The organism is Pseudoalteromonas sp. 2CM28B (genome assembly GCF_023161935.1).
Genome location: NZ_JALNTH010000014.1, coordinates 36126 through 62185, shown reverse-complemented (window position 1 = coordinate 62185; position 26060 = coordinate 36126). Strand labels below are relative to the sequence as shown.

The 26060-nt window shown below is 41.0% G+C and carries 25 protein-coding genes and 1 pseudogene; 17 read left to right on the top strand and 9 right to left on the bottom strand.

Features of this window, described 5'->3' with window-relative positions; genetic code table 11:
* Positions 1-33 precede the first annotated feature (33 nt).
* Together gcvT and MTN96_RS18365 are read right to left on the bottom strand one after the other, a co-directional pair.
* Positions 34-1116, bottom strand: coding sequence for a glycine cleavage system aminomethyltransferase GcvT (gene gcvT / locus MTN96_RS18370; RefSeq protein ID WP_069440119.1), 1083 nt, complete (start codon positions 1114-1116; stop codon positions 34-36).
* A 119-nt stretch (positions 1117-1235) separates the two neighbouring features.
* On the bottom strand, positions 1236-1835 hold the full coding sequence (locus MTN96_RS18365; RefSeq protein ID WP_248532458.1) for a hypothetical protein: 600 nt from the start codon (positions 1833-1835) through the stop codon (positions 1236-1238).
* Between the two features lie 126 nt (positions 1836-1961).
* On the opposite strand from MTN96_RS18365, the gene MTN96_RS18360 reads away from it, so the two are divergent.
* Together MTN96_RS18360 and MTN96_RS18355 are read left to right on the top strand one after the other, a co-directional pair.
* The gene (locus MTN96_RS18360; RefSeq protein ID WP_248532457.1) at positions 1962-2819 is read left to right on the top strand and encodes a LysR family transcriptional regulator; all 858 of its coding nucleotides are present in this window, start codon (positions 1962-1964) and stop codon (positions 2817-2819) included.
* Positions 2820-3062: 243 nt separating this feature from the next.
* Positions 3063-5219, top strand: coding sequence for a TonB-dependent receptor domain-containing protein (locus MTN96_RS18355; protein ID WP_248532456.1), 2157 nt, complete (start codon positions 3063-3065; stop codon positions 5217-5219).
* A gap of 91 nt (positions 5220-5310) precedes the next feature.
* On the opposite strand, the gene rlmB is transcribed toward MTN96_RS18355, so the two are convergent.
* The 3 genes from rlmB to MTN96_RS18340 form a co-directional block, all read right to left on the bottom strand.
* Positions 5311-6054, bottom strand: coding sequence for a 23S rRNA (guanosine(2251)-2'-O)-methyltransferase RlmB (gene rlmB, locus MTN96_RS18350; RefSeq protein ID WP_036981367.1), 744 nt, complete (start codon positions 6052-6054; stop codon positions 5311-5313).
* Complete coding sequence (rnr, locus tag MTN96_RS18345) at positions 6051-8510, bottom strand: ribonuclease R (protein ID WP_248532455.1); 2460 nt, start codon at positions 8508-8510, stop codon at positions 6051-6053. The genes rlmB and rnr overlap by 4 nt, the downstream gene beginning before the upstream one ends.
* A gap of 207 nt (positions 8511-8717) precedes the next feature.
* On the bottom strand, positions 8718-9452 hold the full coding sequence (locus MTN96_RS18340) for an enoyl-CoA hydratase/isomerase family protein (protein ID WP_248532454.1): 735 nt from the start codon (positions 9450-9452) through the stop codon (positions 8718-8720).
* 395 nt (positions 9453-9847) lie between these two features.
* Between MTN96_RS18340 and MTN96_RS18335 the strand changes: the two genes are divergently transcribed.
* The 5 genes from MTN96_RS18335 to tnpA all read left to right on the top strand — a co-directional run bounded on the left by MTN96_RS18335 (position 9848) and on the right by tnpA (position 14338).
* Entirely contained in the window at positions 9848-10714 is an 867-nt protein-coding gene (locus MTN96_RS18335; RefSeq protein ID WP_036981361.1) for a DMT family transporter, read from the top strand.
* Positions 10711-11415 (top strand): glycerophosphodiester phosphodiesterase family protein, encoded by a 705-nt coding sequence (locus tag MTN96_RS18330; RefSeq protein WP_069440113.1) that lies wholly within the window; start codon positions 10711-10713, stop codon positions 11413-11415. The genes MTN96_RS18335 and MTN96_RS18330 overlap by 4 nt, the downstream gene beginning before the upstream one ends.
* 58 nt (positions 11416-11473) lie before the next feature.
* Positions 11474-12694, top strand: a complete 1221-nt coding sequence (locus MTN96_RS18325; protein ID WP_248532453.1) for a methyl-accepting chemotaxis protein — start codon at positions 11474-11476, stop codon at positions 12692-12694.
* A gap of 70 nt (positions 12695-12764) precedes the next feature.
* The gene (queG, locus tag MTN96_RS18320; protein WP_016899494.1) at positions 12765-13898 is read left to right on the top strand and encodes a tRNA epoxyqueuosine(34) reductase QueG; all 1134 of its coding nucleotides are present in this window, start codon (positions 12765-12767) and stop codon (positions 13896-13898) included.
* A gap of 224 nt (positions 13899-14122) precedes the next feature.
* Complete coding sequence (gene tnpA, locus MTN96_RS18315) at positions 14123-14338, top strand: IS200/IS605 family transposase (RefSeq protein ID WP_248532452.1); 216 nt, start codon at positions 14123-14125, stop codon at positions 14336-14338.
* Between the two features lie 310 nt (positions 14339-14648).
* On the opposite strand, the gene MTN96_RS18310 is transcribed toward tnpA, so the two are convergent.
* Complete coding sequence (locus MTN96_RS18310) at positions 14649-15137, bottom strand: GNAT family N-acetyltransferase (RefSeq protein ID WP_013464075.1); 489 nt, start codon at positions 15135-15137, stop codon at positions 14649-14651.
* 88 nt (positions 15138-15225) lie between these two features.
* On the opposite strand from MTN96_RS18310, the gene MTN96_RS18305 reads away from it, so the two are divergent.
* From MTN96_RS18305 to MTN96_RS18275, 7 genes and pseudogenes are all read left to right on the top strand, one after another.
* On the top strand, positions 15226-15795 hold the full coding sequence (locus MTN96_RS18305) for a glutathione peroxidase (RefSeq protein ID WP_248532451.1): 570 nt from the start codon (positions 15226-15228) through the stop codon (positions 15793-15795).
* A gap of 76 nt (positions 15796-15871) precedes the next feature.
* Positions 15872-16153: a peptidylprolyl isomerase gene (locus tag MTN96_RS18300; protein WP_008114778.1), complete on the top strand. Its 282-nt coding sequence runs from the start codon at positions 15872-15874 to the stop codon at positions 16151-16153.
* A 69-nt stretch (positions 16154-16222) separates the two neighbouring features.
* The gene (locus MTN96_RS18295; RefSeq protein ID WP_069440108.1) at positions 16223-16501 is read left to right on the top strand and encodes a glutathione S-transferase family protein; all 279 of its coding nucleotides are present in this window, start codon (positions 16223-16225) and stop codon (positions 16499-16501) included.
* Between the two features lie 301 nt (positions 16502-16802).
* Positions 16803-17120, top strand: a pseudogene (locus tag MTN96_RS18290) (glutathione S-transferase family protein); the annotation flags it as partial.
* Between the two features lie 11 nt (positions 17121-17131).
* The gene (locus tag MTN96_RS18285; protein ID WP_013464070.1) at positions 17132-17482 is read left to right on the top strand and encodes a DUF2750 domain-containing protein; all 351 of its coding nucleotides are present in this window, start codon (positions 17132-17134) and stop codon (positions 17480-17482) included.
* A gap of 89 nt (positions 17483-17571) precedes the next feature.
* Positions 17572-18252 (top strand): hypothetical protein, encoded by a 681-nt coding sequence (locus tag MTN96_RS18280; RefSeq protein WP_069440107.1) that lies wholly within the window; start codon positions 17572-17574, stop codon positions 18250-18252.
* 114 nt (positions 18253-18366) lie between these two features.
* Positions 18367-20940 (top strand): M1 family metallopeptidase, encoded by a 2574-nt coding sequence (locus MTN96_RS18275; protein ID WP_138627619.1) that lies wholly within the window; start codon positions 18367-18369, stop codon positions 20938-20940.
* A gap of 112 nt (positions 20941-21052) precedes the next feature.
* On the opposite strand, the gene MTN96_RS18270 is transcribed toward MTN96_RS18275, so the two are convergent.
* Both MTN96_RS18270 and MTN96_RS18265 read right to left on the bottom strand, forming a co-directional pair.
* Positions 21053-21418 carry a hypothetical protein gene (locus MTN96_RS18270; protein ID WP_036981345.1) on the bottom strand — a complete coding sequence of 122 codons (366 nt, stop codon included), beginning with the start codon at positions 21416-21418 and terminating at the stop codon, positions 21053-21055.
* Positions 21419-21794: 376 nt separating this feature from the next.
* Complete coding sequence (locus MTN96_RS18265; protein WP_069440105.1) at positions 21795-22664, bottom strand: hypothetical protein; 870 nt, start codon at positions 22662-22664, stop codon at positions 21795-21797.
* 115 nt (positions 22665-22779) lie between these two features.
* Between MTN96_RS18265 and MTN96_RS18260 the strand changes: the two genes are divergently transcribed.
* From MTN96_RS18260 to yjjG, 3 genes are read left to right on the top strand one after another with little or no spacing between them, the layout of a single operon-like run.
* Positions 22780-23679: a phosphoribulokinase gene (locus MTN96_RS18260; RefSeq protein WP_248532450.1), complete on the top strand. Its 900-nt coding sequence runs from the start codon at positions 22780-22782 to the stop codon at positions 23677-23679.
* Between the two features lie 60 nt (positions 23680-23739).
* Positions 23740-24279: an inosine/xanthosine triphosphatase gene (yjjX, locus tag MTN96_RS18255; protein WP_036981341.1), complete on the top strand. Its 540-nt coding sequence runs from the start codon at positions 23740-23742 to the stop codon at positions 24277-24279.
* Between the two features lie 11 nt (positions 24280-24290).
* Complete coding sequence (yjjG, locus tag MTN96_RS18250; protein ID WP_248532449.1) at positions 24291-24965, top strand: pyrimidine 5'-nucleotidase; 675 nt, start codon at positions 24291-24293, stop codon at positions 24963-24965.
* A 103-nt stretch (positions 24966-25068) separates the two neighbouring features.
* Here the strand turns inward: yjjG and lpxC are convergent, their stop codons facing one another.
* On the bottom strand, positions 25069-25980 hold the full coding sequence (lpxC, locus tag MTN96_RS18245) for a UDP-3-O-acyl-N-acetylglucosamine deacetylase (RefSeq protein ID WP_248532448.1): 912 nt from the start codon (positions 25978-25980) through the stop codon (positions 25069-25071).
* Positions 25981-26060 lie beyond the last annotated feature (80 nt).

Here is a 26060-nt window from a genome sequence, read left to right as displayed (position 1 = left end):
AGGGTGACCTATTTACTGGTATAACCAAATTATTTAGATTATTGATTTACCGTTACGTACAAAGCCCGGTTTAACTACTTTTACGTTAACTAATTTTTTACGCATTTCTACTTGAGCTATGTCGCCGGTTGAACGTGGCACACGTGCTAATGCAACACTATAGCCCAATGTTGGTGAGAATGTGCCAGATGTAATAACACCTTCGCCACCATCAACAATTACTTTAGAGCCACTGCGTAGTACGCCTTTTTCTTCAAGAATAAGACCTACTTGCTTGTGAGTACTTTTTTCTGCACGTTGTTTTACCAATACATCACGACCAATAAAGTCACGATCTTCTGGCTCCCATGCAATAGTCCATGCCATGTTAGCTGCCAGTGGTGATACGCTTTCGTCCATATCTAGGCCGTAAAGGTTCATACCTGCTTCTAAACGTAGTGTGTCTCGCGCGCCTAAGCCCGCAGGCGCTACACCGGCATCAAGCAGTTGCTGCCATAAATCGGCTGCTTGCTCGTTTGGTACTACAATTTCGTAACCGTCTTCGCCAGTATAACCTGTTGTAGCAATAAATAAATCACCGGCTTGAACACCAAAAAATGGCTTCATGCCTTCTACTGCAGCTTGCTGGTCTGCGTTTAATACCTGGGCTGTTTTAGCACGTGCATTAGGGCCTTGAACCGCAATCATGGCGTATTCTGGGCGCTCAGTAACCGTTACAGCAAAATCGCTCGATACCTTAGCTAAATGTGCTAAATCTTTTTCACGGGTCGCTGAGTTAACCACTAAGCGATAAAATGTTTCGCTAAAGTAGTAAATAATTAAGTCGTCGATTACGCCGCCCTGCGCGTTAAGCATGCCAGTGTAAAGCGCTTTACCTGGTACGGTTAACTTAGCAACATCGTTAGCTACTAGCTTGCGTAAAAACGCTTGTGCTTGCTCACCTTGTATATCAACAATGGTCATGTGTGATACGTCGAACATGCCCGCATCGTTACGTACGGCGTTATGTTCTTCTATTTGTGAACCGTAGTTAATTGGCATTTCCCAGCCATGAAAATCAACCATTTTTGCGCCGGCTTCAAGGTGCTTTGCATGTAATACTGTTTTAGAAGTCATAATATTCCTTCACTTTTAAATTAACCCATGTGTGTGGGCGTGGCCTCAATTAAATGAGGGGGAATAACATGGTAGCCATTATTAAGCCTACCAAATTGTAATCTTTAACTTTTTACCCGTTAGGCTGCTTGAGTGTTGGTAACACTAAAGCCCTGTTGCTGCATATACTGTTGCCACTTATCAAGCGTGGCAGTTTTAGCAATAACAATAAACTGCTGTTCGTTGTTTTGATCTACTGCAGTAACAAACACGTCTCCACTTTGCGCGCCATAACAAAGCTGCGCGTCAGCAAGGCGTAAGCCAGGTGTTAATTTAAACGCATCAACTAAGGTATCAAAGGCGTTACTACCGGTTAAGGTCAAGGTTGCTAAGTCGGTGCGTACCACAAAGTCGATATCGTATCTAAGCTGTTGCTCGTTAATGAGCGCTTGTAATTGCAGGCTAGCATTAACAGGAAGTACAAATCGAAAGGCGGTTTCGCTAAAGTAGTAAACGGCGTAGCTAAAATCAGAATTTAAATCGCCATCCAGTGTGCCTTTAAAACCAAAGCCACTGGCGGTTAGTTTTGTGAGGTCATGACCTAAAATCGCACTTAAAAATACCGATGCTTCACTGCCGCTAAAATCAATAACAACGTGGCTGTTATTAGCTTGTAAGGCATTAATAACCGCGCTGTTAGCGTTGCTATGGCGGGCAAACATTATCGGGTTAAAAGTCATAACAAATACCTATCTATCTTTAATAGCAAAAGTATATTGCGCAAGGCTTACAACAACAAATTGTAATTACTTATCAATTGATAAATAATACTTATATATATAGCCATATAAATAGTAATTTTAAATATGAAAAATATTTCAACCGACAGTTTACGAACTTTTGTTATGGTGGTTGAGGTTGGTGGATTTGCCAAAGCAGGCGATTTACTTGGCCTTTCGCAACCTGCGGTGAGCTTACAAGTAAAACGCTTAGAAGACTTACTCGGCTATAAATTATTTAAAAAGCAGGGGCAACGCCAAGTACTTAATCAATATGGTGAACTGTTACTGCCTATGGCAAAACAAATGGTGCAACATAACGATGCCATTTTACAGTTATTCACTTCCGAAAGTGTGACTGGTAAAGTGCGCCTAGGGATCCCTAGCGAATTTGCAGCACGCATTTTACCTTCTATTATTGGCGACTTTGTGGCGCTCTACCCTGATGTATCGTTAGAAGTGAAGTCACGTTTGAGTAAACACTTACTTTCGGATGAGCGCCAAGATCAATTTGATTTAGTATTGGCGCTAAATGAGCAGCTTGACTCAGAAAAGTTCCCTATTTTTATTCAAGATCAATTAGTGTGGGTTGGCGACCTCTCACTGGCGCAAAATGAAACCGTTACCTTAGTAACAGCGCCTGAGGGCTGTATTTACCGACGCAGAGCAACCCAAGCACTTGAAAAAGCAGGCATTAAATATCGTATTGTTTACAGTAATGCCGATTTAACCGGTTTAATTGCCGCATTAAAAGAAGGCTTAGGCATAACAGTGCTCGCAAAAAGTACCGTACCTAACGATTTAGCCTATCACTTACACACTAAACATTTACCTGCGCTTGGTAGCATAGGTATTAGTTTAGTAAAAACCGCCAGCGAACCTGAAAACGCAGTGTTTAAACTCGCTGAGTTTATTAAGCTGCGCTTAGGTTACCCCACTTCTTAAATAACCTGAACTCTGGATAATAAATCTATCTCAAGCAGCGTTCAGGTTAAATTAACCGCCACCAGCCAATACATTATCCTAGTTTTATAAGATTAGAATAAACACCTAGTGAAAAATGTCATAAAAACAGCCTGTTTTTACGATAAATGTAAATAATAGTAAAACTTAATAATATTGATTCTCATTTGTTAACATGTTTAAATTACGCCAATTTCAGTAGTTGAACTATTTTTAGGGTAATCAATGTCACATAAATTTTTAGTTTCCTCGTTAACTGCAGCCGTAGCGCTGTCTTTAAGTGCTACAGCAATGGCAAAAGATGCCGGCGGCGTTGAACGCAACTTTGAACAAATTACCGTTATTGGCTCACAAGCAGCAATTAACGATATTCCAGGATCGGCTACATTTATCTCTGATGAAGAATTGCAAAAATTCGAATTTACCGATATTTCTCGCGTATTAGCATCTGTACCGGGTGTATACGTTCAAGAAGAAGATGGCTACGGCCTGCGCCCTAATATTGGTATGCGCGGTACAGGTACTGGTCGTAACGACAAAATTTCTGTGATGGAAGACGGTGTACTTGTTGCTCCGGCTCCTTACTCTGCACCATCGGCTTACTACTTCCCTACTATGGGGCGTATGGAGTCAATTGAAGTACTAAAAGGTGCAGCCTCTGTTAAATACGGGCCGCGTACAACCGGTGGTGTATTAAATTTACTTTCTCGCAGCCTGCCAACTGAGCCAAATAGCTCAACAGGCATGCTAGATGCAGCCCTTGGTAGCGATGGTTACTACAAAGGTCACGCTTACTTCGCAAAAGAAAAAAACAACACTGCAGGCTTAATTGAAGTGTTTTCTTACGGCGCTGATGGTTTTAAAGAATTACCAGTAGGCGATGACAACACTGGTTTTGAAAAAAACGACGTACTGGTAAAGTTTGGCCATACCTTTGGTGAAAACGATGCGCATAACATTGAGTTCAAAGTAAAGTACTCTGAAGAAACATCAGACGAAACCTACATGGGTTTAACCGATGCTGATTACCAACAAAACCCTAACCGTCGTTATGCGGCATCACAAAATGATGAAATGAACACTCGCCATAATGCATACCAAGTAAACTATGCATACCGCTTTGGTGAAGGTTACGAATTTTTAGCAACCGCTTATCTAAACGACTTTCACCGTAACTGGTACAAAGCAAGTAGTGTTGGCTCAAGCACACTTGAGCAATACAGTGAATTTGAAGCAAACCCAACCGCTGAAGGCATCGAAAACATAGGTGTTAAAGCTAATAACCGTGACTACCAAGCCAAAGGTGTGCAGTCTGAATTACACATTCCTGCGGGCGATCACTACATTACGGTTGGCGTACGTTACCACGAAGACGAAATGGATCGTTTCCAGTGGGAAGACAAATACACGCTTAATCAAGATTTAAGCATGACTCTTACCTCACAAGGCGCTCCAGGCTCTAACAGCAACCGTTTAGACAGTGCAAAAGCAAGCACGCTATTTATTCAAGACGAATGGACAATGGATGCATTAGTAGTGAGTGCTGGCCTTCGTTATGAAGACATAACTATTACCCGTGAAGAGTGGGCTAAGTCAGATCCAACCCGTAGCCTAGGCTTAACAAAAGATATCTCTAACGATACTGAAATTTTAGTACCGTCTTTAGGTGCTACTTACACACTTAACGACAATGTTACGTTACTTGCTGGTATTCAAAAAGGTTACGCCCCTGCAGCGCCGGGTAATGCCGACCAAGACGAAGAAGAAAGCGTCAACATCGAGTTTGGCTCTCGTTTTAATGCTGGCGGTTTTAACGGTGAAGTAATTGCGTTTTACTCTGATTACGACAACATGCATGGTAACTGTACTGCATCAGTAGGTTGTAATGACGATAACATTGGCGACCAATACAACTACGGTGAAGTAGAAGTATCGGGCTTTGAATTTAGCGCAGGTCGTACGTTTAATACCGCATCGGTTGCGTTCCCAGTAAAATTAACTTACACCTACACAGATTCAGAATTTAAAAACACGTTTAATTCAGAAATTTGGGGCTCTGTAGAAAAAGGTGATGCGATGCCTTACGTACCAGAGAACCAGGTTGCTTTATCGTTTGGCGCAGAAGTGAATAACTTTGTGGTAAATAGCCAAATACGTTACGTATCTGATGCACATGCTGATTTAACTAACTCAGGCTTAAATGCGATTGATAGCCGTGTTGTATGGGATTTAGCTGCTAAGTACTTAATCGACGAAAACCAAAAAGTATACCTAAGCGTAGATAACTTATTTGATAAAACCTACATTGCTAACCGTGCAAATGGCGGTATTCAACCTGGTAAGCCACGTTCAGTACAAATGGGCTACTCTTACAGTTTTTAATAAAGTGCTAACTTAAAAGTACAAAAAAGCCGAGGTTGATTAAATCAATCTCGGCTTTTTAATACCTATAATGCCTATGTAATTAATAGGCTTAATTTGTTTCTGCGCGCTGGCGTAATACTTCAAATAAACAAATACCGGTTGCAACCGATACATTTAAACTTGAAACCGTGCCCGCCATTGGAATTTTAACGAGTACATCACAGTGCTCACGGGTTAAACGGCGCATACCCTCGCCTTCAGCTCCCATCACAATCGCTATTGGGCCTGTTAAGCTGGCATCAAATACGTGTGTGTCGGTTTCACCGGCTGTGCCTACAACCCATACACCTGCGTCTTTTATTTCACGTAATGTACGTGCAAGGTTAGTTACCTGAATAAGCGGTACCGTTTCTGCTGCGCCACAGGCCACTTTACGTGCCGTGCCATTAAGCTTTGCTGACTTGTCTTTAGGAACTATCACGGCATGAACACCGGCAGCATCGGCGCTACGTAAGCAGGCACCTAAATTATGCGGATCGGTAATGCCATCAAGTACCAGTAAAAACGGGGTGTCTTCGCGTTCAATGATCTCATCAAGATCTTTTTCGTTAAACACACGTGCCGCTTTCACGTTAGCAATAATGCCTTGATGTTGTTCATCTTTCGCTTTGTTATCAAGCGCTTTTCGTTGCATAAACTGTACTGAAATACCAAACTGACGCGCTTGCTCAATCACTGGCGATAAGCGCTTATCATCACGTCCTTTAAGGGCGTATATTTCTATAAAACGCTCTGGCTCTTTTGCCAAAATTGCTTCAACAGAGTGAAAGCCAAAAATTAATTCATTACTCACGAATTTTTTGCTCCTGGGCTACTACGTTTACGGGCATTTTTACCTGGTCTTTTAGGCTTTTTGACCGCTTTCTTTTTGGTTTTTTTCTTAGCGGTGGTGTCATCCGCTTTTACTTTTGATTTGCTCGCTGATTTACCTTTTGCAGCAGGCTTTTTACTCGTCTTTGGCTTTTTGTTATCACTTGCTGACTTTTTACCCGGGATTTTACCGGCTTTAAGTTGCGAGCGAACACTGGCTGGAGCATTTTTTTTAGGTGCACGACGACGCGCATAACGATCTTGGGCAACATCGCCTTTTAGCGTTAAGTTTATACGACGATCATCTAAGCTTACCGAGGCAACTTGTACAGTCACTTTGTCGCCTAAACGATAAACCGTATGTGTGTGCTCACCCACCAAGCAATGTTTAGCTGCATCATGCTGGAAATATTCATCACCTAAATTGGTAACATGAATTAATCCATCAATTTGTAAGTCATCTAAACGAATAAATAAACCAAAGTTAGTAACCGATGAAATAACCCCGTTAAACTCCATGCCTACATGATCTTGCATGTATTCACATTTTAACCAATCGGCTACTTCACGGGTGGCATCGTCTGCGCGGCGCTCAGTAGTAGAACACTGCTCACCAAGTTGATCGACTTCATCATCGCTATAAGCGTATTCACCAGAGGTTTGCTGTCCTTGTGCTTTTAATACTGCTTTAATTGCACGATGCACCACTAAATCGGGGTAACGGCGAATTGGCGAAGTAAAATGCGCATAGGCCGATAATGCTAAACCAAAGTGGCCTATGTTATCTGGCTGATATACCGCTTGCTTCATTGAGCGCAGTAGCATAGTTTGAATAAGCTCAGCTTCAGGACGATCCCCTAAACGAGCCAACACATGAGTGATCTCTTTCGGCGTTGGTTCATCACTTAGCGTGCTTTCAATCCCCAGCTCAGTTAAAAACTGAGTAAAGTTACCCAGCTTTTCGCTATCGGGTTCATCATGCACCCTAAATAGGGCACTTGCTTCGTGTTTTTCAAGTAATTTAGCCGCAGAAACATTGGCTAAAATCATACATTCTTCAATCAGCTTATGTGCATCGTTACGAATAACTGGCACAATTGATTCTATTTTACGCTGTGCATTAAATACAAAACGGGTTTCGAGTGTTTCAAACTCAATGGCACCACGCTCTTGGCGCGCCGCTTTTAATGCCATATACATTTGCTGCAAATCAGTTAAATGCGGCACTACAGCTGCGTATTCTTTACGTAGCTTTTCATCGTTTTGTAAAATGGCATTTACTTTGGTGTAAGTTAAACGTGCATGTGAGTTCATCACCGCTTCGTAAAACTTATAACCTGAGAGCTTACCCTCTTGCGATACGGTCATTTCTGCCACCATACACAAGCGATCAACCTCAGGGTTTAGCGAACACAAACCGTTAGATAATACTTTTGGTAGCATTGGAATAACTTGCTCAGGGAAATACACTGAGTTACCGCGCTCTATCGCTTCTTTGTTAAGCGGCGTGTTCATACCTACATAATGTGATACATCGGCAATGGCTACCCATAAGCGCCAGCCACCCGACTTTTTAGGCTCACAGTATACGGCATCATCAAAATCACGAGCGTCTTCGCCATCTATGGTCACAAGCGGTAAGCCGCGTAAATCAACTCGACCTTGTTTATCGGCTTCTTCAACAAATTCACCTAAGTGGGCAACTTGTTGTTCAACCTCTTCAGGCCATACGTGTGGAATATCGTGATTACGCAGCGCAACTTCAATTTCCATACCCGGCGCTAAATGCTCGCCCAGTACGTCGATAACTTTACCTACCGCATTCATATTGCGACTTGGATTTTGAGTTATTTGCACTTGCACCATTTGGTTATGGCGCGCGCCTTTTTCGTTACCCGGTAGAATAATAATGTCTTGGGTAATGCGCGGATCTTCAGCCACAACAACGGCAATACCATGCTCAACAAAATAACGCCCTACAATAGGTGCGCGCTCGTTAGTGAGTACTTTGATAATGCGTGCGTCGCATTTTGAGCCTGAGCCGCGTTTAGTGCCTTTGGCAAGAACGATGTCACCGTGTAGCACCATATTCATTTGATGCTTGGCAATAAACCAATCTTTGCTCTCGCCTTCAACTTCTAAAAAGCCAAAACCGTCTCTGTGACCGACTACTTTGCCTTTGGTTAAACCGGCTTCGTCAATCAGGGCATAACATTTAAATTTATTAAAATACAGCTGCCCATCACGCTCCATGGCGCGAAGTCGGCGCTTAAATGCTATTTGTCGTTCTTCATCGTTGACCGCGAGTTCTTCACATAGTTGTGCGTAGCTAGCAGGTTTGGAACGCTCTTGCAGGTGAGTAAGTATAAACTCACGACTAGGGACTGGGTTTTCGTACTTTTCTTGTTCTCGACTGAGATTTGGATCTTGGTTTGACATTCACTATCTTGTTAGTTGGTTATGTAAGTATTTTAACTCATATACTCGCAATGAGACAGGTAAAAGCCATTAAACTTTTAATAAAGCGTTATTACCTTTTGCATTTTGTAGCAATGTAGCTAAATAACACTTAACACCTACTTAATTAATGCACATGAAAGTGAGTAAATTAACTGTAGTTAATTTACTCACTTTTATAAAAACAGCTTACTTTTGCTGTAGTTTCTTCCACAATAGCGCGCTGATGTTTTCAATAAAAGCCGCATCTTGTGCAGCCATAACATCGAGTATTGGTTTGTTCATTTGGCTTTTATTTTGAGAGTATATCCAGCGATTTTTATTAAAGCTTTGCGCAAACTCTAACACACCCGTTTGCAAGGCTTGCTCATCAGCAAAGGTGGCCTCTACTACGTTATGTTGTAATAATTTTTGCGCATCAACACGCTCACCGGTCATGGCTAAACGATTAAAAAACTGCTGATTTATGGCTTTATTAATAATAGGAAACATAGACGGTACAAACGGCACTAATACATCGACTTCGGGGAAACAAAAGAAGCCTTTGTCTGATTTCATAAATCTAAAATCACAGGCACATGCCAACACCGAACCATTACCATAAGTGTGGCCGTTTAGCGCGGCAATAATAGGCATAGGAAAAGTAACGATACGTTTAAACAAGGCACCTATCGAGTTCATGAAATCGGCAATTATTTGTGGTGTGTTGTCAGGGTTGGCCATCCACTGTAGATCAATGCCTAACGACCAACTTTTATCGCTACTTGAGGTTAGCACCACCGCTTTAATATGCTCGTTAGCCTCAATCGTATCTAGGTGTTGATTAAACTCGTTTATAAAGGTTGGATTATGGCGGTTTTCTGCTGTATTCATAGTAAGGATAGCCGTGCTTCCTTGCGTGGTCATTTCTATTAATGCTGTCATTAGACCCTCATTTAGTACTTTTAGCTGCGCTTTTAGCACTTTTCATTACTTTTATAATTGTGAACTACCCATCGACGCCGCTTCGCGTCGAACAATGGGTTTTCTCGGAAAATTTCGATAAATACAAATAACATAAAAATGCATACGAACATAAAACAATCGACATAAGTGATAGTAAAACTTAGTGTTTCTAAAAAATCGCTAATGCTTAAGCTTGTTAAAATTAAAGAATTCATAACACCCTCCAATATAAGTAAGGTAACTATGCCAGTGGGTAAATAGATAATAGTGTGAAGTGTCATTAACTTGGCTGACATTTGTCATGAAATAGAAAAATTCATCTTCTGAGTGTAAAAGCAATGCTAATATAGCCAAAAAAGTGACCAGGAAATTTAATGCAGTCCCAACAACAAAGCTTAATTTACTTACACATTGCCGTACTTTTATTTGGCGGCACCGCCTTATTCGCAAAGCTAATTGGTTTGAGTGCATTAGATATTACCGCTTATCGTGCGGCTATCGCTGGGCTGGCAATTTGTGTGCTACTGTCTTTGCAAAAAAAACCAATTAAGCTGCATCGCGCTAAAGATTATGTGATTGCCATTTTATTAGGCATTGCTGTAGGTATTCACTGGGTAACCTATTTTGCAGGCATGCAATTGGCGGGAATTACCGTGGGCATGTTAGCCTTTTTTACCTATCCCGTGATCACGGTATTTTTAGAGCCCCTATTTAATAAAAGTAAGCCCAAAACAAAAGATATAATAAGTGCTGTGGTGGTGATTTTTGGCATTTATTTATTGATCCCTAACGTTAATTTAGGCGATGACATCACTTTAGGTGTTTTGACGGGCGTGGTATCAGCATTATTTTTTGCTCTTCGTAATATTACTCACAAACGCTACTTTAGCGAGTATGGTGGACCGCAAACCATGTTTTACCAAACCTTAGTCGCAAGCCTGATGCTATGTGCTTTTATTGAAGTGCCCATAACAGAAATTAATGATACTGATTTAATATTGCTGCTTATTGCCGGTGTGGTGTTTACTGCGATGCCGCATTCGTTATTTGCAGCGAGTTTAAAACATTTATCAGCAGCAACCGCTGGATTGATTTCTTGCTTACAACCTCTTTATGGCACAATACTGGCTATAATTATTCTGCACGAACGCCCTTCAGTGATGACCCTGATTGGTGGCGCACTGATTGTTAGTGCTGCGTGCTTTGAAACTTGGTCAATTTCACGGAAAAAGCAGCCATGAAAATATTTGCACATAGAGGCGCAAGCACACACTTCCCCGAAAATACGCAAAGCGCCATTTTAGCGGCGTTAAAAGCGAATGTAGATGGCATTGAGGTTGATGTACAAAGCGCGCTTGATGATTACGTTATTATTCATGATACCTACCTCGATAGAACCACTAATGGCAAAGGCAAAGTGTGCGACTTTAGTGCCCAGCAAATTAAACAGTTTGATGCCGGAAATGGCGAACAAATCCCTACTTTGCAGCAATTAATAAACTGGAATAATAACCAAACCTTACTCAATTTAGAGCTAAAACATACCTTTGAACTTGAAAAGTTTGTAACCGTGCTTGAAAGTAACATTGCGAACAAAAAAATAACCGCAGACAATATTTTAGTTTCATCATTTAATCATCATCAACTACACTGGCTAAAGAGCCGTTTACCGTGGCTTAAAATTGGCGCACTTACTGCATCAATTCCATTGCAGTATGCAAAGTTTGCACAAGACTTACAGGCCTATAGCATTCATATTGACAAAAACTTTATGAACAAACCGTTTGTTGACGATGCCAAAATGCGCGGTTTACAAGTATTTGCTTACACCGTAGATGAAGTCGAAGATATTAAACTGATGCTTGCCTGTGGTGTTGATGGTATTTTTACTAACGACCCTGAACGAACTAAGCATTATTTAGCGCAATTAAATGAATTATAACTAATTATTTAATTGCCATTTATGCTATAAAAACAATAATTTAGTAGGCCACTATTTAATGAGTAGCTACATGCGTATTTATAATTTTTTAGAACAAACACTGTTTTATACTTTAACCCGAAAAATAGTTGGGAATTTAAGTTTTGTTTTTTTATTTCAAGCCATTACTTTGTTTTGGTTGCACAGTAGCTTAACCGAAAACCAGCAAAGCACTGGCTTATTTTGGGTACTTGCGCTACTTATTATTGCAGGCTTTATTTTTACTATTTTTTATATGCGCTTTTTAATTGTGCGCCCGGTAAAAGCAATGCGCGATACGCTCATTAATATTAATCAACAAGATGCGAATTTAGCAGCCAAATTACCCCATTTCACGTTTGATGAATTTAGAGACTTAAGTGAGCAATACAATCAATTTACTACCCATTTAAATAGTTTATTAAGCACTACCTATACCAGCGCCCAAGAGAGTGTGCAGAGTAACAGCCAAGTAACGCAATCAATGCAACACACTGAACAATTGAGTGAGCAGCAAATTAATTTAAGCCACACCATTATTAATGCCAGTAACCAAATTACCCAAAGCCTGCAGGCTATAGTAAGCAACACTGATAACGTACATCAGGTCAATAATGAACACCTTAATTTTGTAAAGCTCTCTGCTGGTGAGCTATCAAAACTAGTTGAGCAGGTAAGGCTTATTAATGAAATGCTGGGTAGTTTTTCTAAAACGATTGCGGGCTTGAAAGAGAACAGCGAAAACATTCGCAGTATTTTAAAAATGGTTGAAGAGTTTTCGGATCAAACTAACTTATTAGCACTTAATGCAGCCATAGAAGCAGCACGCGCTGGTGAAGCGGGGCGAGGTTTTGCCGTGGTTGCCGATGAAGTTCGTACCCTATCGGTTAAAGTAAGCGACGCAACACGCCAAATTAGTGATTTTATTATCCAAATGAATGAGCTCGTTAATGAAACGAATAAAGAGTCAGAGCAATTAATAAACCACTCAAATAATGCGCAAACATCAATTAACACCACCTCTGATGGGTTTGGTAAAATGCTCAATGAGTTTGAACATAATCAACAACAATTGCAGCAAATAGCCAATGCCGTACACTTGCTCGAAGATACCCAAAACCAAACGCATGAATCGGTTGAGCAAATTGTGGCGCTAGGCGAACAAGCCAAGCAACAAATAGATACAGCACTGCATGATTCTGAACAATCACAAAAGCTAAGCCAACAAACCCAACAACAGTTAAAACGCTTTGTAGATTAGGCAATAACAATTTCACCCAAGCCGCGATTATGCTAAATTAAGCGGCTTGTCATTTAACTGTGTGAAGTATGTGAGCGACGTAAAACCAAACTATGAACAGCTAGCCCAGCAAATAAAATTATGGGGCCAACAACTTGGCTTTAGTGAAGTGGGCATTACTGACATTGATTTAACTAAGCATGAAGCACAGCTTCAGCGCTGGCTTGATGCAGGGTATCATGGTTCAATGGATTACATGGCTGCACATGGAATGAAACGCGCCCGCCCTAGCGAGCTAGTCCCTGGCACGCAACGAGTTATTTCAGTAAAAATGAATTACCTGCCGCCAGATTCAGGCTTTGCCAAAAACCTTAAAAATACCGAGAAAGCCTATATCAGCCGCTATGCGCTTGGCCGTGACTATCATAAGTTAATGCGTAATCGGCTCAAGCAATTAGGTAAAAAAATTGAACAGCAGGTAGGTGACTATGGCTTTAGGCCTTTTGTTGATTCAGCCCCTGTACTTGAACGTCAACTCGCTGAAAAAGCGGGATTAGGCTGGCGCGGAAAGCATTCTTTACTGATAAATAAAGAGGCGGGCTCTTGGTTTTTTTTAGGCGAGTTATTTGTAGATTTACCACTGCCTATTGATGATGAAAACACGTTCGAAGGTTGTGGTAAATGTGTTGCCTGCATAACCCTTTGCCCTACCGGCGCTATTGTAGAACCTTATGTGGTAGATGCACGTAAATGCATATCGTATTTAACCATAGAGCATCAAGGGGCTATTCCAGAGCAATACCGAACCTTAATGGGTAACCGCATTTATGGTTGCGATGATTGCCAGTTAGTGTGCCCATGGAATCGCTATGGACAAATTACCGACGAGCAAGACTTCCACCCCCGTACGCAATTAAAAAATAAAGACTTACTCGCGTTATTTGCCTGGGATGAAACTACCTTTTTAACAAATACCGAGGGCAGCCCTATTCGGCGTATTGGCCATGAGCGTTGGTTACGAAATATAGCGGTTGGCTTAGGCAACGCAGATTTTAGCCCAGCGATTATTCATGCACTTGAAGATAAACGCAAAACGGTCAGTGACATGGTGAATGAGCACATAGAATGGGCACTTACCCAGCAACATGATAAACAAAGACAAAAGCTGCGTAAAACAGCACGGCTAATACGGATTGTTGAAAAAGGCCTACCCAGAGACGCGTAAGCCTATTGCCTAAAAGAACGCGACATAAAGTCGCTGATACAAGCTATCTGCCTAATCGTAGCAAGGAATTTACCCCGCGCCTCGCAGCCCGTAACCCGCACCTTTAAGCTTTGTCTGTAATCACTCTCTTTACGAGCTCTTTGCCCTCTTTGTGCATAATTTACTAATATCTGATTTAACACTGAGAAGAAAATGAGAAGCCACAATTAAAGTACAGATCCGAGATGGAGGTGGACAAAGATCATATACACATATTGCTAACGATTTCTCCCAATATCAGCGTTGCGAGTTACGTTAGGAGAATTAAACAATCTACAACGCAAAGTCTATGGTCGAGATTTAAATGGTTTAAAAAGCAATTCTGGGTTAAAAAGACAGTTTGCTCTGTTGGAAATGCGGCTGCTGATACAATTCGAAAATACATTCAAGAGCAGGGCTAACTATTCCGATTCATCCCATCGACGCCGCTTCGCGTCGAACAATGGGTTTTCTCGGAAAATTTCGATAAAAAATGATTGAGAAGTCGCTTTCTCAACAACTATCGATACAACATCAGTTGGCAGCCAATTAGTTCTAATAACACTTTTAAGCGCATAGCAATCATGCTACTGCTATCAATAATAAGTATTTTTCTCGCCATTTAGACACACTTTAAAGAGTTAATTAAACACCTTTTCAGCATAGTCTAGAGTTTTTGGTTTAGCATAATCACCTACGTAAAAGTGAATTTTGCTTCCTTTTGTTATGGTACTAGGTTAAATGCTTACCAAAAATAGTTAGGCTGTACAGCTGATTGTCCATTCTTGCTACGTTAGGCAGCTCTCCCCATACTGCAAAATCAAAATGCTTAAATAATTTAATGCTCGGTTCGTTGTGACTAAAAATAAACCCAAGTAATACTTCGATATTAAGCTGCTTGGCTTGTTGTTGTGCAAATTGCATCAGCTTTTTACCCAACCCTTTTCCTTGGGCTGCTGCCGTAATGTAAATGCTTAACTCAACGGTGCCATCGTAAGCTGGGCGGCCATAAAACGATTTATAACTAAGCCACGCTAATACTTGGTTGTTCTCACAGTAAACAAAAATAGGGCGTTGAGCAGTATGGCTATCAAACCAAGGTTGTTTATCAGCGACGGTCACCTCTTCGGTATCGGCGGTGACCATTCGACTAGGGATAGTTTCATTGTAAATAGCAACAATGGCAGTTAAATCATCAGGTTTTGCTAAACGTATAGTCATAGAAAATAAAGTAAAATTGATCAATTTAGCCTATAGTAGCGTATGATAAGTTACATAAGTACTCTAATAACGCACTTAAGGTAATAGCATGATAAAAAAAATAATACTTGGTTTAACCCTCGCGTTAAGTTATGTTTCGCTAAATACATATGCCGCAGACTTGCCCACCCCTTCATTAGATGCAAACACCTGCAATGACTTCACGAATGTTTCACTTAGAAAGTTGCGCTCAACTGAAACCATTAACTTATGTGATTTTAAGAACCAGCCTCTTTTAATTGTTAACACTGCGAGTAACTGCGGTTTTACGCCGCAATTTGAAGGTTTAGAAGCACTTTATAATAAATACAAAGACGAAGGCTTGGTGATATTAGGCTTTCCATCAGATGATTTTTTTCAAGAAGAGAACGATGAAAAAGATACCGCAAAAGTGTGTTATGTAAATTATGGTGTTACCTTCCCTATGCTGGCCACCAGCGCAGTACGTGGTAGTGACGCAAACCCTATTTTTAAACATTTAAACGCTCAAACCAGTTCACCAAACTGGAACTTTTATAAATACGTGGTATCGGCCGATCGCAAAACGATTACGCGCTTTAACAGCCGCGTAGCACCGGATTCAGCAAAACTAGAAAGCGCAATCAAAAGTGCATTTTAACTTTGTGTTTTCAGTTTAACCTTACTAAGATGTTGCTATCAAATTTAAAAAACTAAACTTACAGGTAGGAGAACTTATGGCAGTTGCAAGTGCAAGGCACATACTCGTAGACAGTGAAGCACAATGTTTAGACCTTAAAGATAAAATTGAGCAAGGTGAAGACTTTGCAGAACTCGCTAAACTGCACTCTAATTGTCCATCAGGTCAAGATGGTGGTGCATTAGGTGAGTTTGGCCCTGGTATGATGGTGCCTGAATTTGACAAGGTGGTATTTTCAGCGCCGCTAAATCAAGTACAAGGCCCTGTACAAACACAGTTTGGTTACCATTTATTAGAAGTAACCAGCCGCTCAGAGTAAGTAAATCGATTTATTAATAAAGCCGCATCAGCGGCTTTTTATTTATGTGGAGTTGGCAAAAGCCCCATTATGCAACTATTTGGCTCTATTCCTTCCCCTTATGTTCGCCGTATTAGAATCTGGGCAGAACAAAACAATTGTGCGCTTGAATTTATTAATCTAGATATTTTTTCTAAAGGCGATCGGCCGTTGGTAGTCACAAAAAATCCAGCAGCCAAAATCCCTATATTGGTCGATGACACGCTTACCCTAAGTGATTCAAATACCATACTGCGTTATTTACTTGAAAAAACCAAGCAACCCCCACTTACATGGCCTCAAGAGCATTTTTTAATTAGGGCCTGTTGATCTTTCAAGGTTAAATTTACAGCAGTCTGTTTGGTATTTAGGCAAGGCAGAGCCTATGTGGTGTGGTTATTCCCCATAAATAGGCGATAACGTAGCATTAATGCCAAACAGGCGCTGCCCGAAGGGTTCTGCCTAGGGGCGATTAACTCTTTGTTGCCTACATGGATGTAGGTAAGGGGCGTGAGCAGGACGCGGAAGCTTTGCTCGGTTTTTACTTAGCCCACTAGGTTACAAACCTCGCGCCGCGATTAAATCGCCCCTAGTTTGAAGAAATTTTAATCCGTAAAGGTCAACAGGCCCTAGCATCAATGCCTGCAATGATTCATTGGTTGAATTACTGTTATGCCAACGTTCTGGATTTGATACGCAAGCCGATAAGCTGTTTTTTAATCTGCAAAATGAGCGAGTTGCGCAAACATTACACTATTTAAATAATCATTTATGCGATGATGAATTTAAAAGCTGTGAATGCCTCAACATCAGTTTATACTGCTTACTTGATTGGATATGCTTTCGTGAACTTACTGATTTTAGCGCGCAGCCGCAATTAGTTAAGTTTTATGAAGCGTTTAGTCAGCGTCAAGCGGCTAAAAATACCAACCCTCGACTTAAATTTTAAAAGGTGGATACATGAGCGATATCGAAATTGAATCACAACTAGTTAGCTTTGTAGAAAAAGTACGTGTTAGTGAGCAGATCTGGGCACTGGGTGCCGATGATGGTGGCTTTGTTGTATGTGAGTCAAATCAGTTTGACGACACCGATGTACTTTTACTGTGGGAATCACAAGACGCAGCACAAGCACAATGTAAAGAAGAGTGGCAAGACTACAGCCCTGTAGAAATAAACCTTGATGAGTTTTTAGATGATTGGGTTGAAGACCTTAAATCTGATGATGCTCTGGTTGGCTTAAATTGGAATGACGATCAGGTGTGTGTAGAAATTGAACCAGTTGGTTTAGCTCGCGCGCTAAGCGAATAAGTTTTAGGCGTTAGTTTGCTGACATTATCCCAACTAACAGCAACGGTTAGTTGGGGTATAAAAATAATAAAAACTGTCAAGGTAATACGTTGAAAACCCATCTTGGTCGTCGTCCATTTTCAGCTATGGAGCTGCATACGCTCTATAACGGATATATTTATAGTGATACACGGCTTGCCCGCGAACAAGCTAAACACTGGCATTTTTGGCTGCCCTTAATTGCTTATTACAGTGGCGCTTACAGTGATGAAATTGGCTGCTTAACCCTTGATGACCTAATACTTAAAAATAATATACTCTGTTTTAGTTTTCATACCCACGGTAAAATTAAACCCCGTTTAGTGCCTGTTCATCATGCCCTTATTAGTGCCGGATTTAATGACTATTTAGCTTATGTAAAAGCGCAAAACCACTCCCGTTTAATGTTTGATCTTCCCGCTAAAACAGGGCGCTATAGCGAAAAAGTGCGCATATGGTTTTCAGGAGAGGGTGAACGCGCAGGATATTTGCAAAAATGTGCAATTCCTTCGGTGGATCAATTCGGTATGAAAACCGCCATTAGTAGTTTACGGCTTAACTTTGAACAGCAAATTCGTATTTATGCCCTGCAAGCAGGCAACAAAGACTGCTTTAATTACTTAATGGGCTTTAATGATTACCCTCATGATAACTTTAACGATATAGCCTTGTTAAATAAGGTGCTACAACAGATCCGGGTTATCAATTCCCATATTCATTGGCAGCGGTTTTTAGCCCGAGATAGCCACTGACAAACTTTGTTACTCTTTTCCTTAGCGATCTGCGCTTACTCTAATAAAAAAAGCTGTTAAGATGAAGCGCCGTCTATATGACTGTTTCTAACAACAAAAAATCTAGGGATAACTATGTTTTTAAAAAGCCTCTTAACCGTGAGTGTTGCGCTTGCGATGAATGCTGCTCACGCTAACGAATTCGTCATTGAAAAACTCGCAAAGCCAAGTTCACAAAAAGTCGCTTTAACGCTCGACCCAAGTCAGGATACCTTTACAGGAATGACCGAGATCAGCTTAGAAGTGCTCAAACCAACACACTACATTGAACTTAATGGTGTTGATTATGCAACTAAAATGGTGCAACTACTAGGTGAGCAAAACTGTGATTTAAACAGCGAAATGCTTAAAACAGGTAAAGTTAAATTTAGCTGTGAAGAGCAAATTCAGCCAGGTAAATACACCTTAAAAATAGATTTTTCAGCGCCTTATAACCGCCAGAGTGTGGGGTTATATAAAACCCTAGATCAAGGCGTTCCGTACTTGTTCACGCAATTTGAAATGAGTGATGCGCGCCGTGCATTTCCGGTGTTTGACGAACCAAGCTATAAAATTCCGTTTCAGTTAACCATTACCGCCCCCACCTCACAAAAAGTGTATTCAAATACACCTGAGCTAAAAACGACGGTGAATGGCGATATGACCACCCATTACTTTGATAAAACGCCACCAATTCCATCTTACTTAGTTGCTATGGCTGTAGGTCCATTTGAAGAGCTAGAAATTAAAGGCATGCCTATTCCTGGGCGTGTGATCACCCCACAAGGTAAAATTCATTTAGCGCAATATGCAAAAGAGAACATGCCTAAAGTACTGGGCGCACTTGAAGACTACTTTGGTATTCCTTATGTATATAAAAAGCTAGATTCAGTGGCTGTTCCAGAGTTTCCGTTTGGCGCTATGGAAAACTCAGGCTTAGTGACTTACCGCGAAGATATTCTTCTGGTTGATTTAGAAGCTGCAACGCGTAGTAAAAAACAACGTAATGTCTCTATTATTGCCCATGAATTAGCTCACCAATGGTACGGTAACTTAGTGACTATGAAGTGGTGGAACGACTTATGGTTAAACGAGGCGTTTGCAAGCTGGATGGCGGCAAAAATTACTAAGCAGCTTAATCCTGAGTTTGAATCACACCTAGATTTACCACAAAACAACGTAATGGCGTTAGATGCACGTTTAAGCACTAAGCCAATTCGTAAACCAATTAAAACCGAAGCCGATATTATGGATGGTTTAGGCCTTGCCTACAGCAAAGGCAGCTCAGTACTGGCGATGGTTGAAAACTGGATTGGCGAAGAGGCATTTCAAGCTGGTATTCAGAACTACTTAAAAGAATTCTCCTATAAAAATGCAGAAGCTGCCGATTTATGGGAAGCACTTGGTAAGGCTTCAAATAAAGATGTAGCGAGCGTTTTAAAATCGTTTATTGAACAGTCGTCATTCCCGCTAATTAACGTTAAGCAGCAAGGTAAGAGCATCACGATTTCGCAAAGTCGTTTTGCCAATGCCGGTGTTGAAGCCCCTGCTCAACTGTGGAATGTACCGGTTGCAATTAAATATGGTGCTGGCGATAAAGTACAAACAGCCAATGTATTATTAAATAAACAAAGCCAAACGCTAGCATTAGACTTTGAACCAGAGTGGATTTATCCAGATCAAGGCGCGCTAGGTTATTACCGTTGGGTAATGGATGATGCGCAATTTAATGCGCTAATAGATAATGCAGCTACGGTATTAAACGACCGTGAACGCTTAGCCCTATTATCGGCAACAGATGCCCTACTTGATGCCGGTGTCATTTCAGCGGCTAAGCTGATGCAAACGCTTGAAGTTTTTGCCAGCGATAGTCATCCTCGCGTGGCTAATACTGCTTTAGGATATTTAGCGTCACAGCAGCGTACTTTTAAAGACGATAGCAATAAAGATTTATGGCCTACGTTTATTCAAAATGCGGTGATGCCTGCCGCTAAAAAATATGGCCTAGAAGCAAAAATGGGCGAAGATGGCGCAGTAGCTCAACTTCGTGCCGCGGTGGTATCACGCTTAGGATTTGATGGTGAAGATAAAAATGTGATCAATAAAGCCAAACAGCAAACACAAGCTTACCTAAACGATCCACAAAAGGTAGACCCTTATTTAGCAGCTACTTATTTACGTCTTGCGGCTTTTCATGGGGATAAGGCGTTGCTAGATCAGTTTATGACAACCTTTAAAACCACCAAAGATCCACAAGTGCGAACCAATATGCTGGCAGCAATGGGTTACTTTGGTAAACCTGAACTACAAAAAGCGGTACTGGCGTATAGCTTAACAGACGAAGTAACGGCTTCTGATATGCGTACTATTTTATCGGGTCAAAGTTACACCGATGAACGCCAAGCACTGTTTATTGATTGGATTTATAGCAACTACGATAAAGTAACAGCAAGTTTGCCACCATTTTTTGTGCCTAACTTACCTTACTTTACTACCGCCAGCTGTGACGCTGACAGTTTAGCTACAACGCAAAGTTTCTTTGACGCTAAACTGGAAGCTGTACCCGGTTATGCGCGTACGTTAAGTAAACTTGCAGAGAGCACCAATGACTGTATTGCACTTAAAAACCGCGAACTGAAATCAGTCAATAGCTTTTTAAATAGTAAATAAACTAAAGGTTAAAGGTTAAGGGTTAAGGGTTAAGGGTTAAGGGTTAAGGGTTAAGGGTTAAGGGTTAAAGATTTTATCTTGCACCTTTTGCCTTTAGCCCTGCACCACTCTATTAACCGCCAATAATCATCGTTAGCTTTGCTATAAACTCTTTCGCTGCTTGCTCAGAGTTAATTTTAAAGGCTACCCCATAATGAATAGGCTGCGTACTTTTATAAATACGGGTAGGAAAACGGGTCATTTCACTGCTATGAAAATAGCCTTGAGTACGCACAACCCCATCAATATCAGTAAAGTCATCGCTAAACACTTCAAATGCAGGGCGGATCACAATTTTACCTTTACCTGTTTCCGCATGGGTGTAAAACGCCTCTTTAGAGTTTACTAGCATATACTCAGCTATGTTTTTTATTTTAAAGTTACTTCTACACTCTAGTTTGATCAGCTGCTCGGTTAACTCGTCTGCACTAAATGCCACGTGACTTTCCTTTTTATTTAATAGTTAGGGTCTGATGACCTTTCAAGGTTGAATTTGCAGCAGTCTGTTTGGTATTTAGGCAAGGTAAAGCCTATGTGGTGTGGTTATTCCCCATAAATAGGCGATAATGCAGCATCAATGCCAAACAGGCACTGCCCTTCGGGTTCTGCCTAGGGGCGATTTACTCTTTGTTGCCTACATGGATGTAGGTAAGGGGCGTGAGCAGGACGCGTAAGCTTTGCTCAGTTTTGACTTAGCCCACTAGGTTACAAACCTCGCGCCGCGATTAAACCGCCCCTAGTTTGAACAAATTGTAATCCGCAAAGGTCAACAGACCCTAGACTAACTCATGCATGAGTGAAAGTCCGAAATTTATTTATTCACTACACACAAAAGCTAATTGCTGATTTTTATAACTCAACCGGCTTATTTCAGTATCGCAATATTGGCTTAAATCAAGCCACTGCGATATAGCAGAGCCACGTGTTAATTTGCGCTGGTAAACACGGTTTTTAATTGCGTAAGCAATGGTATTTTCATCTTTTAAGATGAAATCTTGTACTTGGTTTGGCAGTCTAAGTATATCGGTAACTTGCTTAGTTTGTGGATCAAAACGCGCTAAGTGATGCTGCCCGTGTTTACTATGGCTAAATAAAAACTCAGCCTGCGCTTTATTATAAATAAGCGTACGACCAATATCGCTTGCTACCACCTCACCTTTTGCCGCAGCAACCGAGGTATATTGCAGCGTGTGTGGTTCGCCTAAAATAAACATCACTAAATCGTTGTTACTTCCCCAAGCGTGATAGCCTACAGGTTCAATCCAATCAAAAATACGACTTGCAGCCAACTCGGGTGCCAACGGATATTGCCATAGTTTTTGTTTACCATCGTCTTCAACGACAATCGCCGATAAGTGCTGCCCATCCGGTGTTAAAGTGGGCGAGTATTCACTTTGTGGCGTATTAGTGACCATAGACGTTTGTTTTGATGATAAGTTGTAAAGCGCAATATCTGTTTGACTCTGGTCATTACTGATTATTTCTCGGGTATAGTATAGGCCGGTGTCGGTTAAATGGGGTTGATTGTTATAGCTCGTTTTATCACTAACAATGCTTACACGTATACCATGTGGAGTATTTAAATCGGCGAGCAAGATTTGGCTTTTAGGCATACTTGCCTGAGCAATATCTAGCGTTAAAGCATTTATAGCTATAAGCCCTAACAATGGTTTAATCAGTTTCATGCTTTCTCTCGTTTTAATTTTAAGCACCTCATGATAACGTTATTTACTGATGACGTCACTTGACCTAAGTCAGTCAACTCTTTATAACTAACGGGTCATAAAAAAGAGAACAAACATGTCAGCTAAACACCCTATTATTGCAATCACCGGCTCATCTGGAGCGGGCACAACGACCACCACTAACGCCGTGAAGCATATTTTCCGTAGCCTTGATATCAATGCGGCATTTATCGAAGGTGATAGCTTTCATCGTTATACACGTCCTGAAATGGACAAAAAAATTCGTGAAGCACAGCAAGAAAGTAAACACATTAGCTATTTTGGCCGAGAAGCTAACGACTTTGGTGCCTTAGAAGACTTATTTACTAAATACGGTAAAACCGGCGAAGGAAAACTTCGTCGTTATTTACACACCTTTGATGAAGCCGTACCTTATAACCAGTTACCTGGGACATTTACCCCATGGCAAGAACTTGAGCAAAATACAGACCTGATGTTTTACGAGGGTCTACATGGCGGTGTAGTTGATGAAGATCATGATGTTGCTAAACATGTTGATTTACTCATAGGCATGGTGCCTATTATTAACCTTGAATGGATCCAAAAGCTCATTCGCGACACCTCAGAACGCGGCCATTCTCGTGAAAAAGTCATGGATTCTATTGTGCGCAGTATGGATGACTACATTAATCATATAACGCCGCAATTTTCTCGTACCCATATTAACTTTCAGCGAGTCCCCACCGTTGATACTTCCAACCCATTTAGCGCGAAAGATATCCCCTCCCTTGATGAAAGCTTTGTTGTGATTCGCTTTAGAGGGATTGATGATGTTGATTTTCCGTATTATTTGCGGATGATTGAAGGCAGTTTTATGTCGCGTATAAACACCTTAGTGGTGCCTGGTGGTAAAATGGGTCTCGCGATGGAACTGGTGCTCACGCCTCTGATAAAAGATATTATTTTGAAAAAACGCGCCTTAGCAAAGTTAGCACCGCCTGAAATTCCTATTTAGACTCTTTTTTGTGAACTCTAACTCACGTACACTGCTGATTTTAAGTATGACGAGTTTAATATGTCGCAATCAATTAAAATTATTGTTGGGTCTAAAAACCCAGTAAAAATCAATGCCGCTAAACATATTTTTGCGATGTATTTTCCTGAGCATGTAATCGAATGTAGTGGCGTTCACGCGCCCTCAGAAGTACCCGATCAACCCTTAGGTGAAGAGCAAACCTGCTTAGGGGCTCAAAATCGCGTTAATTACTGTAAAAGCCACTATCAGGCAGACTATTATATGGCGATGGAAGGTGGTGCAGCGCAATTTAGTTATGGTGCAGCAACCTTTGCCTATGTAGTTATTGATAATGGCGCACAGCAAGTTACAGGCCGAAGCAGTAACTTACCCCTGCCCGCTGTGTTTTATAAAGCATTGCTTCAAGGTGAAGAGCTTGGTGACGTGATGGATAAAGCTTTTAATACCACCAATATTAAACAGCAAGGGGGTGCTATTGGCTTATTAACTGATCATCATGCAACACGAGAAAGTACCTATACTCAAGCGCTGACACTCGCCATGGCGCCTTTCCTTAATCCCACTCTATATAATCAATAACGGATGTTTTAATGAAGTATAACTACGTATTATTTGATGCCGACGAAACCTTATTTAGCTTTAATGCCTTTGCTGGCCTTAAAAACATGCTAGCAACCTATGACATGGATTTTACCGAGGCAGATTATGCCCATTATCAAAACACCAATAAGTCACTATGGATTGCTTATCAAAACAACGAGATCACCTCAAGTCACTTACAAGTAACTCGTTTTAGCGAACTGGCAAATAAACTAGGTGTGCCAGCTCAACAGCTCAACGATGATTTTTTATCAGCAATGGCCGAAATTTGTATGCCTTTACCCGGCGCCGTTGAATTATTAAATGCTCTTAAACCCCATGCCAAGCTGGGCATTATTACCAATGGTTTTTCTCAGTTACAAGCACGTCGCCTAGCGCATACGGGGCTGCAAGATATGTTTGACTGGTTAGTTATTTCTGAGCAAGTTGGAATTGCTAAACCTGCAAAAGAGATATTTGAGCACACCTTTAACTTAATGGGTAATCCACCGAAAGAGCAAATTTTAATGGTCGGTGATACCGCCAGCAGTGATATTCTTGGCGGTCAAAATGTGGGCATTGACACTTGTTGGCTGCAACATCCTGGCGTGAACTTGCCTGAGGGAATTAAACCAACATATCAGGTAACCCAGCTTAAACAGTTGCAAACTATATTAGGACTTTGATAATAAAAGCCTGAGTGTAATTTAGCTGTTTAGCTAATTAATAAACAAAAAAATGACGCTAATAAGCGTCATTTTTTATAACTGTATATAAGTAATTAACTAATTAGGCGTTAGCTAGCTCAAGGCCGGGCGCAGGCATCGTCACAGGCGTTTCAAAGGTTGCCCACTCCCATGCTGACTCAGTTGCCATAATTTTGCGTAGTAACTTATTATTTAAATCATGACCTGATTTAAATGCGGTTACTTTGCCTAAAAGATTATGACCTGTCATAAACATGTCACCTACACAGTCTAGTATCTTATGCTTGACGAACTCGTCTGCGTAACGCAAACCGTTCGGGTTTAAAACTTTAAATTCATCAAGTACCACTGCGCTATCCATGCTGCCACCTAGTGCTAGGTTGTTCGCATGCATGTATTCAATGTCTTTCATAAAGCCAAAAGTACGCGCACGGCTTATCTCTTCAGTAAAACTTTGTGCCGTAATATCTAAACCAACACGTTGGCGGCTTTCATTGATTGCAGGGTGATCGAAGGCAATTTCGAAATCGATGTGGAATCCGTCGTAAGATTCTACTTCGGCCCATTTATCACCTTCTTCAATACGTACTTTTTCTTTTATACGAATAAAGCGTTTTGCAACATTTTGCTCTTCAATGCCGCCTTTTTGTAATAAATAAATGAATGGCAATGCACTTCCATCCATTATTGGTACTTCTGAGCTATCAAGTTCAACAATTAAATTGTCGATACCCATTGCCGCAACCGCCGCAATTAAGTGCTCAGTAGTCGATAAGCGAACGCCATCTTTGTTAATTAAACAGGTACACAATTGCGTATCACCAACGGCTTCAGGTGTTGTTTCAAAATCAACAACCGGATCAAGGTCGACACGACGAAATACAATCCCAGTATTTGCGCTCGCAGGTCGGAGAGTTATTGTGACCTTCTCACCTTTATGAAGTCCAATTCCTATGGCTTTGACTACTTGTGCAATCGTACGCTGTTTAATCATAGGTTCGCTCACTTTAGTATATATTACAGTTAGACGGTGGAGTGTAACATGAATACGGTATAACTACAATATTCGTTCAC